Annotated in this window: 15 protein-coding genes, 2 tRNA genes, 1 pseudogene and 1 riboswitch; of the genes and pseudogenes, 3 read left to right on the top strand and 15 right to left on the bottom strand. The window is 56.0% G+C overall.

Going from position 1 to position 14,790, the window contains the following annotated elements; translation table 11 throughout:
• Positions 1-43: 43 nt before the first annotated feature.
• The gene (locus FLZ89_RS03920; protein ID WP_141263962.1) at positions 44-391 is read left to right on the top strand and encodes a helix-turn-helix transcriptional regulator; all 348 of its coding nucleotides are present in this window, start codon (positions 44-46) and stop codon (positions 389-391) included.
• A gap of 380 nt (positions 392-771) precedes the next feature.
• Here the strand turns inward: FLZ89_RS03920 and FLZ89_RS16530 are convergent.
• From FLZ89_RS16530 to FLZ89_RS03935, 4 genes and pseudogenes are all read right to left on the bottom strand, one after another.
• A pseudogene (locus tag FLZ89_RS16530) lies at positions 772-891 on the bottom strand (hypothetical protein); the annotation flags it as partial.
• Positions 892-1,031: 140 nt separating this feature from the next.
• Positions 1,032-1,415 (bottom strand): nucleotidyltransferase family protein, encoded by a 384-nt coding sequence (locus tag FLZ89_RS03925; RefSeq protein ID WP_141304440.1) that lies wholly within the window; start codon positions 1,413-1,415, stop codon positions 1,032-1,034.
• Between the two features lie 137 nt (positions 1,416-1,552).
• A tRNA-Val gene (locus FLZ89_RS03930) sits at positions 1,553-1,627 on the bottom strand.
• Positions 1,628-1,640: 13 nt separating this feature from the next.
• Positions 1,641-1,716, bottom strand: a tRNA-Ala gene (locus tag FLZ89_RS03935).
• 140 nt (positions 1,717-1,856) lie between these two features.
• On the opposite strand from FLZ89_RS03935, the gene FLZ89_RS03940 reads away from it, so the two are divergent.
• Positions 1,857-2,939, top strand: coding sequence for a coiled-coil domain-containing protein (locus FLZ89_RS03940; protein ID WP_141304441.1), 1,083 nt, complete (start codon positions 1,857-1,859; stop codon positions 2,937-2,939).
• A 69-nt stretch (positions 2,940-3,008) separates the two neighbouring features.
• On the opposite strand, the gene FLZ89_RS03945 is transcribed toward FLZ89_RS03940, so the two are convergent.
• The 8 genes from FLZ89_RS03945 to FLZ89_RS03980 form a co-directional block, all read right to left on the bottom strand.
• Complete coding sequence (locus FLZ89_RS03945) at positions 3,009-3,326, bottom strand: zinc-ribbon domain containing protein (protein ID WP_141263959.1); 318 nt, start codon at positions 3,324-3,326, stop codon at positions 3,009-3,011.
• A gap of 263 nt (positions 3,327-3,589) precedes the next feature.
• Positions 3,590-3,730 (bottom strand): hypothetical protein, encoded by a 141-nt coding sequence (locus FLZ89_RS15575; protein ID WP_172613436.1) that lies wholly within the window; start codon positions 3,728-3,730, stop codon positions 3,590-3,592.
• Positions 3,731-3,750: 20 nt separating this feature from the next.
• Positions 3,751-5,172, bottom strand: a complete 1,422-nt coding sequence (flgK, locus tag FLZ89_RS03955; protein WP_141304442.1) for a flagellar hook-associated protein FlgK — start codon at positions 5,170-5,172, stop codon at positions 3,751-3,753.
• A gap of 81 nt (positions 5,173-5,253) precedes the next feature.
• Positions 5,254-5,628, bottom strand: a complete 375-nt coding sequence (locus tag FLZ89_RS03960; protein ID WP_141304443.1) for a flagellar protein FlgN — start codon at positions 5,626-5,628, stop codon at positions 5,254-5,256.
• On the bottom strand, positions 5,625-5,918 hold the full coding sequence (flgM, locus tag FLZ89_RS03965) for a flagellar biosynthesis anti-sigma factor FlgM (RefSeq protein WP_141263956.1): 294 nt from the start codon (positions 5,916-5,918) through the stop codon (positions 5,625-5,627). The genes FLZ89_RS03960 and flgM overlap by 4 nt, the downstream gene beginning before the upstream one ends.
• A gap of 113 nt (positions 5,919-6,031) precedes the next feature.
• A complete protein-coding gene (locus FLZ89_RS03970; RefSeq protein WP_216363837.1) occupies positions 6,032-7,084 on the bottom strand; it encodes a protein-glutamate methylesterase/protein-glutamine glutaminase in 1,053 nt (350 codons plus the stop codon).
• A complete protein-coding gene (locus FLZ89_RS03975) occupies positions 7,068-9,116 on the bottom strand; it encodes a chemotaxis protein CheA (RefSeq protein ID WP_141304445.1) in 2,049 nt (682 codons plus the stop codon). Before FLZ89_RS03975 ends, FLZ89_RS03970 begins: the two co-directional genes overlap by 17 nt.
• Complete coding sequence (locus FLZ89_RS03980; protein WP_141263953.1) at positions 9,113-9,601, bottom strand: chemotaxis protein CheW; 489 nt, start codon at positions 9,599-9,601, stop codon at positions 9,113-9,115. The genes FLZ89_RS03975 and FLZ89_RS03980 overlap by 4 nt, the downstream gene beginning before the upstream one ends.
• 185 nt (positions 9,602-9,786) lie before the next feature.
• Between FLZ89_RS03980 and FLZ89_RS03985 the strand changes: the two genes are divergently transcribed.
• Positions 9,787-9,948, top strand: a complete 162-nt coding sequence (locus tag FLZ89_RS03985; protein ID WP_141263952.1) for a DUF1540 domain-containing protein — start codon at positions 9,787-9,789, stop codon at positions 9,946-9,948.
• A gap of 38 nt (positions 9,949-9,986) precedes the next feature.
• Here the strand turns inward: FLZ89_RS03985 and FLZ89_RS16380 are convergent, their stop codons facing one another.
• From FLZ89_RS16380 to FLZ89_RS04000, 3 genes are all read right to left on the bottom strand, one after another.
• A complete protein-coding gene (locus tag FLZ89_RS16380; RefSeq protein WP_141263951.1) occupies positions 9,987-11,777 on the bottom strand; it encodes a methyl-accepting chemotaxis protein in 1,791 nt (596 codons plus the stop codon).
• A 69-nt stretch (positions 11,778-11,846) separates the two neighbouring features.
• A riboswitch (cyclic di-GMP riboswitch) is annotated at positions 11,847-11,935 on the bottom strand.
• A gap of 74 nt (positions 11,936-12,009) precedes the next feature.
• On the bottom strand, positions 12,010-12,978 hold the full coding sequence (locus FLZ89_RS03995) for a polysaccharide deacetylase family protein (RefSeq protein ID WP_141304446.1): 969 nt from the start codon (positions 12,976-12,978) through the stop codon (positions 12,010-12,012).
• A 71-nt stretch (positions 12,979-13,049) separates the two neighbouring features.
• Positions 13,050-14,786: a M1 family aminopeptidase gene (locus FLZ89_RS04000; protein ID WP_141304447.1), complete on the bottom strand. Its 1,737-nt coding sequence runs from the start codon at positions 14,784-14,786 to the stop codon at positions 13,050-13,052.
• Positions 14,787-14,790 lie beyond the last annotated feature (4 nt).

Consider the following 14,790-nt stretch of genomic DNA (forward strand, 5'->3'; position numbering starts at 1 on the left):
TTAACAAGCTAGAAGCAAATTATTGAGATAGGTGGTGATAATCGTGCTGAAGTTCGGGGAGTCTCTAAAGCAGTTACGCCAGCGGAGGGGCCTGCGGCAGGAAGATGTGGCCAAGATGGTCGGCGTAGAGCGTCCCACCGTAGCCAACTGGGAGCGCGGGACAAAGCAGCCAGGCCTGGAGACGCTGATTAGACTTGGCCAGCTTTTTGGTGTTTCCTTGGACGAGCTGGTAGGGCTCGGTAAAGCCACCGACCATTTACCCCTGGCCAACTATTATTCCCTGGCCGACGACCCGCTGGTCAAACTACTGGCCGAACGGACCGGCGTCCCGGCCAAGAACATCGCCGCCTTTATCGCCGCGCTCCAGGTCTCAGACGATGTTTTACCGTAACTCTTTAAACCTTCCCATTTCATTTCCGTCCAAGTGTGCTGTTTGCAAGTAATCCCCCTAGAAACACGGCATAATCACCGATGGGACTGCAGAGCACGAATCTCCTCTATAGTAAGTTTCTGCCCATGGTATTTTTCAATTTTTCGCCAGCTATTATTGCTGGTCTTAATGAGAACTTCCGTAATATCGCCATAGATTTGAGGAGTATGCGGGGTGAGTATCAATTTTGGGGGATATCGCTGCTACACGGTTGCCATAGAAGCAAATACTAAGCCCTCTGGTAATCCCCCAGAGGGCTTGATTTCACCACGGGGTAAAATCCTTTGCTTCATTACCCCAAACTTGCCGGAGGTCGACCTCGGTAAGCGTGTCCAATTCCGTCATAGAGGCATCTCCTCAATGGAGCTCTGATGCCAGTTTTGCCCCTCCGGCTTACTTTGCTCCAGATTGATGGCAACTAGTTCAAAAATCCTCTCCAGCCCCGTATAAAAGCTGTGAAGATTAAAAGCTACGCTGTCAAGGTAAAAATCATCGCCTGTAAGTTGATAGCGTTCCTATCCTGTTCGGGCGCGGTCGACGGCCTGCTGGATTTCAGCGAGCTCCTCTCGGATGCGGCCGACCAGGGCAAGGTACTTCTTTTTCATAGCTCAACCCCTTCGCTTTCTATAGCCCTGCGTAAAGATGCGCGGCAGTCTTCCGGGTCAACTAGGTCAACTTTAAACTTTTCACTAAGACCCGTCACCACCCCCACTGCGGCGTAGAACCGGTTGTCCGGGATGCCCCACGCCGCCAGGTCAACATCGGACCAGCGCGAAAAGCGGGATCGATCAACCAAAGAGCCGAAGGCCACCACTTTTTGGGCACCATATCGCTCTTTTAATATGGCCGCAGCTCGGACAGCAACCTGCCAGGCTTCCCTATAAAGCTCGGTTAGGAAGGGGTCAGTTTTTGAATAATCGTCGGTAAAAGTCAAAGGGTATTTTTTCGCATAATAAGCAGCCAGTTCGTCAGGTTGGGTACCCATATTTTAGCCCCCCTGTAGCCGGCAACTCATGACTGCCGGCCCTGGGTTGCAGGTGAACAAAATGTGAACAGCTTCCTGTTTCTCCTAACAGGAAGCTGTTCACGATGCTTGAAGCCCTTGAAACTGCTTAACTATCCTGGTGGGCACGGCAGGGATTGAACCTGCGACCTCTTGAATGTGAGTCAAGCGCTCTCCCACTGAGCTACGCGCCCCTATAAAACCTTGTGGTGGACGTGAGGGGATTCGAACCCCTGGCCTCTAGAGTGCGATTCTAGCGCTCTCCCAACTGAGCTACACGCCCTTACTATCAATGCAGGTTTTATTATAATCTTTTCGCATAAGCCTGTCAAGGTCGACTTAATGGATAAATTTTACATCTTTTTCCATCGACAGCAGGATTTAGCCCTTGCCTGGCGAATATTATAACCGGGAGGGAAAACAATGCGCCGCCGGATAGTTTGGCTGACGATCTTCTTTTTTTTATTGGCCGTTAATATTCCCGCCTCCGGGGCCGTGGATATAAAAGATGCCTTACGGCAGCGCCTTCAGGACAGCCAGAACCAGGAAAGCCGTATCCTGCAGGATATCCTGCGCCTGGACGCGCGCTTACAAAAGATCACTGCCGAGAACCAGGAGCTGGCAAAACGCCTGGAAATTGTCCAGGAAGAGCTGCGGGCTGCCCGGGCCGCACTGGACCGGGCGGAGGCTGATCTGGCTGCCGGGCGCCGGGATTTCGGCCGCAGTTTACGCTTTTTTTACATCTATGGCTCTTCTCCCTTTATAACGGCCGCTTTTTTAAGTAACAACTTGCCTGATTTTTTTATCCGCTGGGAATTATTAAAGCACCTGGCCGGTCATTTCTTCGGTATCGTCCGTCATAACCTGGCCCTGGCCAGCCTAGCCCGGGAAAAAAGCAGCCTGGTGGCGGCCAAAGAAAGGGAACTGCAACTGGCCCGGGAAGCCTGCCTGGCGGCTCAAAAAAATCTGGCGGCACTAAAGGAAGAACAGGAAAAGAAGCTTAAAGCCCTGCGCCAGCAAAATACCACCTGGGCCCGGGACCTGCTGGCCCTGGAGAAAGCCTGGGCCGGAGCCCTGCCGGCTTTGCAATATCTTTTGCAACAGTTGCCAGCCCTGCCCTGGCGAAGCTTACGGCCGGATTCTATTCAGGTTGATTTAGGCCGAGGCGAGGTAGTAGCTGCCTTCAGCCAGCAAAACCTCAATAAAACCCTACTGGGTTCGCAAGCACAACTGCGGGACATCCGCCTGGTCCTGCCAGGTGAAGTTATAAAAATACCGGGACCTGATTTTGAGATCCAGGGTACCCTCCAGGTTTATGGCCCCCACCAACTCCTATTTACCCCGCAAAATGTGGCCTTCGCCGGCCTGCCCCTTGATCCCTCCACCTGGACCGAGCTCCTGCCGCGGGACAAGCTGATCCTGAATTTACCGCCCCCGGATTATGGTTTAAAGTTTAAAAATATATCCCTGGAACCGGGAAAGATGGTACTGATCCTGGAAAGATAACAACCAGTACGAAACCCGGCTTCAGTGCCAAGCCGGGTTTCATCTAAAGCCCCTCGGAGGCTTCCCAAGCTAACGGTAATTCCTGACCCTCATGCTGTTGTAGCACTCCCGGCAGTATACCGGCCGGTCGCCACGGGGCTCAAAAGGCACTTCCGTAATGGAACCGCACTGGCTGCAAATAGCCCTGTACATCTGCCGGGGACCGGATCGGAAATCGTTGCGCCTCTGGCTACCGCCCTGGCGCGCTTTCCGGGCGGCCCGGCAATCGGGACACCGGGACGGTTCGTTGGTAAAACCCTTTTCAGCGAAAAATTCCTGCTGGCCGGCCGTAAAGATAAACTCTTTGCCGCATTCTTTGCAGGTCAAGGTTTTGTCCTGATAAAACATCTTACTTCTCCCCACAAGATAGTCTCCCTAAAGCTAACGGGCATGTACCATACTTACCAGGGCTATCCCAGGGGAGATAGTTAGTAGTAGGCCAGGCCAACGTTCTTTAGAGGCTCTTTTAGTATAGCGCACCTCCTAAAATTTTGCAACTCCATTTAAACCTGTAATCTTAAAATTCAGGGATATAGGCCGTTGTAGCTGTCTCTAGCTCCTGATAATAGCCATTTTCAAGGCCAAGGTTTTCAAAGTAGTCGAGGACTGTTTCATATTCGGCAGCCGTAAGCGTGCAGAAATGCTTTAGCTACCTTCGGCAGATCTCCGGCCCGGCAAAAACCGCATTCACCGGCCAGGCAGTTAACCCCGCAGGCCCGGGGACAGAGGTTGCAGTGTTTTAATACGTCCACCTGCCGCTTTTATCCTTCGGTTAACGGGTTACCCCCATGCCGTTAATGATTTTATCAAGCATGGCGTCCAGGGTGGTAATCATCCTGGCCGCGGCTTCGTAAGCCCGCTGGTACTGGATCATATTAGCCATTTCTTCGTCCAGGGAGACACCGGAGATGGATTCTTTACGGTTGGTTAGCTGGTCCACCAGGACGCCCTGGTTGGTGGTCATGCGGACGGCTTCATGGGCGTCGACGCCCAACTTGGCGGTGAAGTTTTTGTAGTAGTCGTCGAAGGTGGCATTGGAAAGACTTGGTATCAACTTATGTTGCAGTTGGGCTATGGCCAAGGCAATGCTGCCGTCGCCTGGCCCACCCCCGGCGGTTGCTGCTGCAATTTTGGTAACATCAGCTTGAATATTAGGGTTTACTTGGATATTGGCTGCTGTAATCGAGCCTCCATCCTCAGCAACGAAAAAATCTTCTCCTCCTGTTCCGGATAAATCCACACCTTTTTTATGTTCATTATTCACTGCCGTTGCCAGTTCGCCGGCCAGAGTGTCTAGATTTGTTAAATAGGTTTCTACTTCACTCTTGACCTTTTGTAAACCAAACAACTCGCCATTAGAAATAGTTAAAGGTGGTTGAGTGTCCTCCTCTACCCAACTAACATCTGAACCTGAAGATTTAAGTTTATGAATGGTAGTACTGCCATCTACCTCTTCTACTAAGTTTCCTCCACCACCTAATGTAATGGTAATGGTGCCATTACTAGATGTAGTAACAGTAAAATCAATCATCTTACCCAACCTGTCCAGCAACAAATCCCTTTGATCTAGCAGATCGTTTGGCTGGTCACCGACGGTGACGATATTTTTGATCTGCCCGTTTAGATCCGCTATCTGCTGGGCCAGGGAGTTTATTTCTTTGACCTTCAATTCAATAGTCTGGTCAATATCGTTCTTAATCGTTTCTAACTGGGCGGCGCTGTGGTTAAAGGCCTCCGCCAGGGCTTTAGCTGTCTCCACCACTGTGGTCCTTACGGGGGAACTTTCGGCGTACTTGGAGAGTTCCTGCCAGGCGGCCCAGAACTGGCTCATCAGAGTGCTCAGGCCGGTGTCTGAAGGCTCGTTAAAGACAATCTCCACCTGCTCTAAGACATCCTGGATCTGCTCCCACTGCCCCAGGGTTCCGGTTTCCCGGCGGATCTGGGTGTCTAAAAATTCGTCCCGCATACGGCGAGTTTCCTGGCTGTCGACACCGGTGCCGATTTGCCAGCCCTGGCCGCCGGGATGGTTCATGGATGGGACGGGATAGGCTGGCAGGGTAGCCAGAACCACCCGCTGGCGGGTGTAGCCCTCGGTGTTGGCGTTGGCGATATTGTGGGCAGTCGTGTAAATGCCCCGCTGCTGGGCCTGCATGCCGCGCAGGGCAGTGTTAAAGCCAAAAAATGTTCCTGGCACTGCTCTTCACCCTTTACTACGGAACTAATCACAGCCAAGCCGGCAAAACCCCGCCCTCAAGATGCGGGGCAAGTACTTTATCTACACCAACCGGTCCATGACAACGGGAGCAGGGACCGCCGGCATCAGCAAGGCCAGCATCTTCTGCACATAAGCCAGGGACTGACGCGCCAGCAGGCGGTTCGTCTCGTTGGCTTCCTGGAGTTCCCGCACCGCCTGCCTCAAGAGGTCACGCAGTTTTTCTATTTCCTGTGTACCAGGCTGGCCGGCCATCACCTGCTGCCGTTCCTCTTCCAGGACCGCCAGGCGGCGGGCCAATTCTCCTTTTCTCCCGGCTGCTTCCCGGATGGCCGTTATATTGTCAGCCACCAAGGCGTCCTGCTCCTGCCGGCAAACTGCCAGCAGTTCCCGCACTACATCCAGCTCTGCCTGCAACACTGTTGCCAGTTCCCTCACCGGCCTATCTCCTTCAAGATGGCGCCGGCCAACTCTTCCAGCGATACGTTATAAGTTCCTGCGGCTACGGCGGCACGGATGGCTTCTACCCGGCCGGCCCGGGTATCATTTACTTCCTCCAGGTGGGTCCTTAATTCCCGGATAAGCTTGCTTCCGGCCGATAGCTGGACGGTGTCGGCGCTCGCGGGAGCTTTATCCACTCGATCCTGCCCTTTAACGCCGGCAGACTGCTGGTAGGCTGCACGCACCCGGTTCCAGGATACTACCGGTCCCTGTCCTGTAATCTTCAAGCTCTTACACCCCTGTTTGGTGTTTTTCAGCTTATATAAGTTTTATATCGGTAAGTTAGCAATGATCTTTACCCGGCCGGGAACAGGTAAATATCCAGTGCAAGTACAGGAAATTAAGGACGTGACGCAACCAGGGATACAATAGCCCCGGCTATGGCCGGCAGGGGCAGGACCTGATCGGCCAGGCCGGCTTCCACCGCTGCCCGGGGCATGCCGTAGACGATACAGGTCTCTTCATCCTGGGCTAAAACCTGACCGCCCAGCTCCTTAATAGCCTTGAGGCCGCGGACGCCGTCGTTCCCCATACCCGTAAGTACCACCCCCAGGCTCCTTTTGCCGTATATCCTGGCCACGGAGAGCAGGAGCACGTCTACTGAGGGCTTAAAGAGGGTGGGCACTTCAGCCTCTTCAGCCAGCTGCACCCGGACGCTGCCGGCGTGCCGTTCCAGGAGCATTTGTTTACCTGCCGGGGCAATGAGGGCCAGTCCGGGCCGGACAACATCCCCTGCCCTCGCTTCCCTGATTTCCAGGGCCGCCAGCTCATTTAAGCGCCGGGCCAGGGGGCCGGTAAAACCAGGGGGCATGTGCTGTACAATTACGATGCCGGCAGGCAGGTCGCCGGGCAGGGCAGTAAGGATCTGCTGCAGCGCCGCCGGCCCTCCCGTGGAGGTGCCAATGGCTACAACCTCTACACTGTCCCGCCGGGGAGAAATAAAAGGTGCCGGGATAATTTCCCGGCAAGGTTTACCCCGGCAGAGACGCCCTAGCGGCACCCTGGCCGCAGCCTTAATTTTTTCCGGCAGGATCCTGGCCAGGTCTTTTATGTCTCCGGGTTTTACCGGTTTCAGGACAAAATCTACGGCACCCAGCTCCAGGGCTTGAATGGTCACTTCAGCCCCGGCAGCCGTATGGGCGGAGAGCATGATGACGGCCACCGGAGTGCTGGCCATTAGGTTTTTCAGTGTCGTCAGGCCGTCCATGACCGGCATTTCCAGGTCCAGGGTTACCACCTGGGGCTGCAGGGAAGCGACTTTTTCCAGGGCTTCCCTGCCGTTACGGGCATAACCCACTACCTGGATGCCGGGGTCAGCTTTTAAGATGTCAATCAGCAACCGCCGGCTAAAGGCGGAATCGTCAACGACCAGTACCTTAACTGGCCAGTTCACGGCTAGCCTCCACCCCCAGGTCATTCACCAGGCTGCGGACATCCAAGATCAGGGCCACGCTGCCGTCGCCCATGATGGTGGCCCCGGCAATGCCCGGTATCTTACCGATAAAATTCCCCAGGGACTTGATGACAATCTCCTGCTCGCCGATAAGGTTGTCGACAATAAAGCCGATCTGTTTTTCCGCCAGGCCGACAATAACTACGGCATAATTTTCCCCCGCCGGTACAGCCCCGGCCACGCCCAGGGCTTGACCCAGGTATATGAGGGGAAGCACCCGGCCGCGTACGACTACCACCTGCTGGCGATGGACGTACTGGATGTCGTCCGGGGTGATGCTGATAATTTCGACCACATTGGCCAGGGGGAAGGCATAGACTCGCCCGCCGGCCTGGACCAGGAGGGAACGGTTAATGGCCAGGGTCAGGGGCAGCTTTATGGTGAAACACGTCCCCCGGCCAGGAGTGGTGCGGATGTCAATGGTACCGTTGATCTTTTCCAGATGGTTACGAACAATATCCATGCCCACACCGCGGCCGGAAACATCGGTGACCTTATCTGAGGTGGAAAGGCCCGGCAGGAAGATGAGATCCAGGGCTTCCCGGGGACCAAGCCTGGCGGCCGCCTCACGACTGATCAGCCCCCTGGCCACGGCCCTGGCTTTTATCTTTTCCGGGTCCATACCGGCGCCGTCGTCTTCTACGGTTATGACAATCTGGTTTTCCTGGTGGAAGGCCCGCAGGCGAACCGTGCCGTGGCGAGGCTTGCCGGCTTTCAGCCTGGCTGCCGGCTCTTCAATGCCGTGGTCGATGGCGTTGCGCAGCAGGTGGATGAGTGGATCGCCGATTTCCTCAATAACCGTGCGGTCCAGTTCCGTTTCCCGGCCTTCAATAATAAAGTCGATCTCTTTGCCGGCCTTCCGGGCCAGATCCCGGACCATGCGGGGGAAGCGGTTGAAGACCTGGTCAATAGGAAACATGCGCGCTTTCATGATCTCTTCCTGGAGGTCGGAAGTAATGCGGCCAATGTGCAGGGAGACTTCTTCCAGGGTTTCCAGGAGCTCTTCGTTGCCCAGGCGGGCTTTTAACCCGTTGCCCACTTCGGCCAGGCGGGTGCGATCAATGACCAGTTCACCGACCAGGTTCATAAGGTTTTCCAGGCGCTGGACATCTACCCGTACTGTCTGGGTGACGCGCAGCTCCCCTGTCCGGCCATTAGCCCTGGCGCCAGGCGCATCCATGCCCTTGTCGGCGGCAGGGACGGCCGCTGCCGCCTCATGTTCATCCGCGAGGACGATAGGCCGCACCGTTACATCTTTAATTTCTGATATAGACTTGACGATATTGGCCAGGGTGTCGGCATCTTCCCGGCTGACAATGAGCAGGGTAAAAGTATCGTCAAATTTTTCGGCTTCCAGGTCCTGGGTATGGGGGACGCTTTTGATAATCTCACCGGCGTCCTTGAGATTGTTGAATACCAGGTAAGCCCGGGCCGCCTTCATCTGGCAACCTTCTTCGAGCTGCACCCGGATCTCATAAGGCTGAAACCCTTTCACCTGAGCTGCGCGGATGACATTCTCCTCAACATCGTCGAGGGTGAGGGCCTCGCCGCCAGGTGCCTTTTCCCGACGACTGGCTCCCGCCTGGTCGGACAGAACGGCTTCCAGGCGGGCAACTATATCTTCTACCTCGCCCTCTTCTCCGTTGCCGGCAGCAATGCTGTCTTTTAACAGCCGCAGTCTATCCAGGCTGGCCAGGAGGATGTCAATGATCTCCCGGGAAACGGAGAGCTTCCCCTGGCGTAAGAGTTCTAGCACGTTTTCCATGCGATGGGTGAGGGTGGCCAGGCGGTTAAAACCCATGGAGGCAGAAGATCCCTTCAGGGTATGGGCCGCCCGGAAGATAGTGTTTAGCAGGTCAAGGTCATCGGGGGTTTGCTCCAGCTTGACAATGGCTTCATCCAGCTGTTGGAGCTGCTCCCCGGCTTCATCGAGGAAAATACCCAGGTACTGAGACATGTCCAGCTCGCTCATCTTGCATCCACTCCGGCAGCTATTTCCTGCTCCAGCTGGCGCTGCTCGCTCTCACGCAGCACCCGCTCTAGATCCAGGAGGATAATCAGCCGCTCATTCCACTTGCCCACACCCTTGAGATAGGCTACATCAATGCCGCTTATCATGGGAGGAGGCGGCTCAATGCTGGTAGCCGGCAGGCGCAACACTTCAGAAACGGAATCGACAATCATGCCCACCGTCACCCGCCCCAGTTCCACCACCATAATCCTGGTATTATTCGTGATGTCGGCCCGTGGCAGATCAAAGCGTTTATGGAGATCAATCACCGGGATGATGCGGCCGCGTAAGTTGATTACCCCTTCGATAAAAGCCGGGGTCCTAGGAATCTGGGTAATGTTTTGCATGCGGATGATTTCCTGGACGTGGTTAATATCAACGCCGTAAGTTTCACTGGCCAGCTGGAAAACAACCAGCTGGATTTCCGCTGCTGTTTCCGTTGCCATAAGTATCCCACCCCTCTTTATCTCACAGGTAAATTCTGCATTGCTAGGGAAATTCCTTTAAAAGCAGGTATATTTTTATCTCCGTTGGCCAGGCTAAAGTTGCTGGCAAAACCTGATTCCGAGTAACCGGTCGTTCAGACTGAGTTTCCCCGCCCTGATTATAAATAATGGAGGGAGCAATGAATATGCCTCCTCAAGTCAAGTGCCGGGTGGCCAATTGCATCTACTGGCAGGACGGCAACTGCCACGCCGACAGTATTACCGTGGCCGTCCAAGGAACGCCAAATACCTCCAGCGCCCACAACGACCGCGATACCGAGTGTGAAACCTTCCAGGCCCGCGTCTGAAACAGGAGGCGGGAGCAAAAAGTCGTAGACAGGCACTATTATAGCTTGAACCGGGCCACCGCCTTTTCCAGGTTACCTGCGGCAACGGCCAGCTGCTGGGCCGCCTGACTGATCTGGTCCACGGCTGCCGTCTGCTCTTCCGTGGAAGCGGAAACCTGCTGGGTGCTGGCAGCCATCTCTTCAATACCGGCGGCTATACTTTCGACCCGTCCTTTGACCTGGCGGGAACCCGCATACATTTCTTCCGCCTTAACAGCTACATTTTTGATCTTGCTTACCAGGGTTTGGATGGACTGTTCAATGGCGGCGAAAGCCATACCCGTACGGCCCACCACTTCCGTACCCTGGCGGACATCCTTAGAGCCTTCGGCCATGCTGTTGACCACGCGCTCCGTCTCCCGCTGGATCTCCTGCACCAGGCCGACAATCTGTTTGGTGGCTTCGGCCGACTGCTCGGCCAGTTTCCGCACCTCATCGGCAACGACGGCAAAGCCGCGTCCCTGTTCCCCGGCCCGGGCCGCTTCAATGGCCGCATTCAGGGCCAGGAGATTGGTCTGCTCGGCAATGCCGGAGATAACACCTACAATCTGGCCAATCTGCTGGGAACGGGCTCCGAGCTCCTCTACAGCCCCGGCCAGGCTTTCCATGCGCATGGAGATGGCCTCCATTTGCTGGGTGGCTTCGGCCACCGCCCGGGCACCTTCGCTGGCCTTAGCTGCGGCCTGGTCGGAGGCGGCTGCCATATCCTCGGTGTTGCGATGGACTTCTTCCACCCTGGTCACCTGGGCGTCAGTCGCGGCCGCCGTCTCGCTGACCTGCTGGGCCTGGTCTTCGGCGCCTTTGGCCATTTCCTGGGTGGTGGCGGCCACCTGGCGGGCGGCGTCCCCCAGCTCCTGGGACATGCGGGCCAGGTCCTGGCTGGCCGCGGCCACCTGGTTAGTCATCTCCCGCACCTGGCCGATAAGCTGGCGCAGGTTTTCTCCCATAGTGTTAAAAGCAGCGGCCAGCTTGCCCACCTCATCGTTGGTTATAACTTGAAGGGGTTCGGCAGTGAGATCACCGCCGGCGATCCGCGTAGCGTAGGCAGCTACCTGGCCCAGGGATTTACCGACCATGCGCCTGATAAACCATGCTACCAGCAGCCCCAGAATCAGAGCCAGGAGAAGGCCGCTTACCAGTACTGCCCGCGCTCCCGTCACAGCGGCCGTTAGCCGGTTTTCGGCTAGGGTGTTTTTATCGATCATTCCTTTGGCCATGTGGTTGGCGATATTGTTGATGTTATCCAGGGAGGCCCCCATCTGGAAACTCAAAATAGGCAGGGCCGCCATGCGGTCTTCCTGGCTGGTGTTGACGATGCTGTTCTTGAAGGTATCGGTAAAACTCTTGGCAGCCTGGGTCATGGCCGCGAGATACCCGGCCACCTGGCTGTCGAGTTGTTGTTGTTCCAGCCGGGCGCGGGCGTCATTGAAACGCTTCATGGCGTCGTCAAAGGCCGCCACATGGGTCTGGGAACCATTGATTATGTAATCGGTGGCCCGGCGGTAGGCATCCCACACGGCGTTGGTCATCTCGGTAAAGAGCATGTTCTGCTCATGGGCCAGGGTTACTTCCCGGGAAAGCCGGTCTACCTGCTGGAGATTAAAATTGACATAGACCACTACGGCAACAAAAATCATAATGATAAGGATAAAGCCGGCTGTTAATTTCCTTCCCAGCCGCCAGCGGCTGAAAAAACCTACCCGGGCCTTTACCGGGCGGGGTAATCCGGGCGGCTCTTGACCCGCCGGTTGCCCTGCCCGGCCTTTCTTTTTAAATAAGTGCAAACGCATAAATGGAAACCCCTCCTCCGGTTGGTTAATAAATAATAAAAGCTACCCCCTGGGTAGCCCCGTCCCACCCGCGGCAACTGGCTGTCCTGGCCCGTAGCCGGGCTTTAGACCCTGTAGCTTTGCGCCCCTGCCTTTCGGCAGGTTTGCCTTTTCGGGGAATTTTTTCTATTTTCGCCTTAATTATAACGCAGGAAGCCATTATTATGCAAGATATACCAATTAAGAAGTTCTCCTATTGGCTTTCCACGGCAGTAGTACTATTACCGGTTTTTTCGCCCCGGGCTATCAGCTCGGATATGGTTACCAGTTCATAGCCTTTATCCCGTAACCCCTTAATCAGGAGCGGCAGGGCCACCAAGGTGCCGGGACGGCCTTCATGAAGGAGGATAATGCCGCCATCCCGGACATTAGCCAGGACGTGCTGGACGATGGCCCCGGGGCCGGGATTGGACCAGTCACGGGGATCTACGCTCCAGGTAACTGTTGGGGTGCCCAGCCCGGCTGCTGCAGCCAGCAAATTGGGTCCCATGGCGCCATAAGGGGGACGGAAATATTTTACCGGCCGGCCGCTTATTTTCTCCAGGGCGGCAGCCGCCTTGCGGAGGTCGGCCTCAGCTTCAGCCCGGGTCACCTTTCCCAGGTTGGCATGACGCCAGGAGTGGCTGGCTATTTCGTGGCCGCCTTCCAGGGCTGCCCTGACCAGCTCCGGGTGGGCTTCAGCCTGTCGCCCGACCATAAAGAAAGTGGCCTGGGTTCTGGTAGCTGCCAGTACGGCTAAATAACGTCCTGTCCACCGGGGAAAAGGGCCGTCGTCAAAGGTCAGGGCCACCCGGCGGCCGGCCCCCGGTACCTGGCGCAGAGGCTGGAGCCCGCGTTGGGACTGCGGCTCCGGGGCGGCCGGCGCCGGCCGGGGTGGGGGTGGCGGTATAGCCACGGGTTCAACAGGGGCGATAGACATTCCCGGATCGCCACCGGCCATCTGGTAATGTTCTGGAGAAGGCGGGGAGCTTATCTCCGGCCCGGCAGTTCCAGACTGAAGCCAGCCGGCACCGCCAATGGTGGTTACAACCGCCATTAAAGCAGCTATTACCACCAGGTACCCCAGCTGCAGCAACGCAACCGGCCAGACCGCCCGCGGGTACCTGCCAATCCTGGCCACCCAGGGCCAGTGCCCCACCACAAATTTACCTGCCTGGCTCATACCGGTTCGCCCCTCCTGCCCGCTTTTTTTCATGCAGTACTTTCTACTTTATTAGACGTTTTTCAGGGCCGTTAGTTCCGTAAATATGACGTAAAATTGGCTGCCGCCAGTTTGCCATAATATGTAAGAATAGCAATCATAGCTTGCGGAGGGACGATTTCATAGCGGTAATAACGTTGGACATAAGCCAGGGCCTGCTGGAGCCTGGCTGTACCGGCGACAGCTTCCAGCTCCAACCAGAATATGGCTCCCCGGTTATAGACGGCCTGGCGGTAGACCTGCTCATTACCATATTCCTCAAGGGATAAGTTAATAGGTTGAGCTGTCTGTTCCGCCAGGCGCCCGATCTCGGCCAGTTTAGCCTGGTAAAGGACCGGATCGCGCTGGCGGTAAAAAAGGAGAGTGCTGTACTCGGCCAGGCCTTCGTCAATCCAGGCCGCATGGATGCTATCGTTCCCCACCAAGTTGTACCACCACTGGTGGGCAACCTCATGGACAACGGTAGCAGGACTATAATTTTTGCGGTTACTTAAAATAATAAAGCCCGGGTATTCCATGCCGGCCAGGTTATCCAGGGGGACAAAAGCCAGGTGCAGGTAGCTGTAGGGATAGGGTCCATAAATTGCCTGGAAAAATTCTAAAGCCCGGCCGGCTGCCTCCAGGGCGGCCGCTGCCTGCTCATCCCGGGCGGCTGTCACCAATTGGACCGTTCCCACCTGGCGGGTGGTAAACTGCAAGTCAGGAGCGGCCGTAAAGGCAAATTCCCGGATGGGGTACTCGCTGTTAAAGGTCCAGACGGTCCAATCACCCTCTTCCTGCCGCCCTGTTTCCCGGGCACTGGCCAGGACCTGGTAACCGGGGGGCATAGCCAGGCGCACCCGGTAATAAGCATCAGCGGCAAAATATGGGTCACCGTAGGATGTACCGGCAACCCCTGTCCAGGTATCGCCGGTACGCGGGGCAAGGATTGGGTACCAGCCGGCTGCCATCAGGAGGTCCCCGTTGCGGCTCAGGCGCGCTGCCCCTGGCGGTACCTGGGTAGTGAAGGAAAGGGAGAGGAAAAGGGTTTCCCGGGGAGCGAGGTTCAAGGGCAGGAATATTTCCAGGGAACTACCCCGGGAATTGAAGGGAACGGGCCGGTTATTTATATAAACCCTGCTAACTGTTAATTTCGCTCCATTACCATACTGAGCATTGGCCGGGAGATTGAAATATAGTTTCCGCAGAGGTACAAGATAAGGATTTTGGTAAGCCAGGAGGAGTTCACCTGCAAGCTGCCCCCTGGCAGGATCGTACCTGGCCTGAAGGTCATACACGGGATAATAACGGAAATGCAGGCCGGCCCGACCCTTGAGGGGAGGGAGGCGTATATCAGTACTTTCCTGCTCTGGAGCAGCTCCCATTCTGCCGGCGTCAGGCAGTCCCAGTACCTCCAGAGCCAGGTTTAAGGGTATGTAAAGCTTATCGTCTACCAGGACCGGGGCCACGTCAAGCCGCCGGGGTACTCCATCGACCTCGGCTGCCAGGCTGCCGGCGGCTACGGCAGCTCCTTTGCTTCCCCGTAAAATACCCCTGTTCTTGTACCAGTCGGCACTGCCGCCGGCCAGGGGTAAAAAATCTCCCGCCGATACCAGTATATGCCCCCCTGCTTCCAGGGGTGGCGGGTCCAGGACCACCTCTTTAAATGTGATCTCTTTAACAATGATCTCCGGCAGGGATTGAATTGGCCCCGGCACTGCTGCCGGGCCGGAAAAAATGACCAGGGCCAGCAGGCCAATAAGGGCACCGGTGAGGATCTTTTTGGGCATCGCT

It is taken from the genome of Moorella sp. E306M (assembly GCF_006538385.1).
Taxonomy (GTDB): Bacteria; Bacillota; DSM-521; order Neomoorellales; family Neomoorellaceae; genus Neomoorella.

Coding starts and splice junctions, on each gene's coding strand:
- FLZ89_RS03945 (WP_141263959.1), bottom strand. CDS start 3,326: ATGTTTTATCAGGACAAAACCTTGACCTGCAAAGAATGCGGCAAAGAG.
- FLZ89_RS16380 (WP_141263951.1), bottom strand. CDS start 11,777: ATGCGTTTGCACTTATTTAAAAAGAAAGGCCGGGCAGGGCAACCGGCG.
- FLZ89_RS03995 (WP_141304446.1), bottom strand. CDS start 12,978: ATGAGCCAGGCAGGTAAATTTGTGGTGGGGCACTGGCCCTGGGTGGCC.
- FLZ89_RS03985 (WP_141263952.1), top strand. CDS start 9,787: ATGCCTCCTCAAGTCAAGTGCCGGGTGGCCAATTGCATCTACTGGCAG.
- FLZ89_RS03975 (WP_141304445.1), bottom strand. CDS start 9,116: ATGAGCGAGCTGGACATGTCTCAGTACCTGGGTATTTTCCTCGATGAA.
- FLZ89_RS03925 (WP_141304440.1), bottom strand. CDS start 1,415: ATGGGTACCCAACCTGACGAACTGGCTGCTTATTATGCGAAAAAATAC.
- FLZ89_RS03980 (WP_141263953.1), bottom strand. CDS start 9,601: ATGGCAACGGAAACAGCAGCGGAAATCCAGCTGGTTGTTTTCCAGCTG.
- FLZ89_RS03940 (WP_141304441.1), top strand. CDS start 1,857: ATGCGCCGCCGGATAGTTTGGCTGACGATCTTCTTTTTTTTATTGGCC.
- FLZ89_RS04000 (WP_141304447.1), bottom strand. CDS start 14,786: ATGCCCAAAAAGATCCTCACCGGTGCCCTTATTGGCCTGCTGGCCCTG.